1 protein-coding gene is annotated in these 281 nt (G+C 29.5%); it reads right to left on the bottom strand.

Features of this window, described 5'->3' with window-relative positions:
* Window positions 1-281, bottom strand: a 281-nt coding sequence (locus I6U49_RS16870) for a Fic family protein (protein ID WP_198629704.1), incomplete at both ends; no start/stop codon positions are given.

The following is a 281-nucleotide window of genomic DNA, read 5'->3' on the forward strand; positions in this document are numbered from 1 at the left end:
TGAATGAATTCCATTTCATAATGAAAAACACAACTTTTAATAAGTTCTATTTCTTCTGATTTCTTCAAATAATCAAATAAATCTTTCATTAAAAAAGGGACATTTTGATGTGGCGGAGCAAAGTGCTCTACCTCTGAGCCCTTCATTATGCCAACACCTTGTTTTCTATATTTTCCGGCATCTTCAATTAGGTTTTTCATTAAATGTTTATGACATTTTAGAAATGATTTCTCATCAAAGGCATTATAATTTTCCAGGTGTTCATAAATTTCAATTGCATT

The sequence above is a fragment of the Salegentibacter maritimus genome, assembly GCF_016236915.1.
GTDB lineage: Bacteria > Bacteroidota > Bacteroidia > Flavobacteriales > Flavobacteriaceae > Salegentibacter > Salegentibacter maritimus.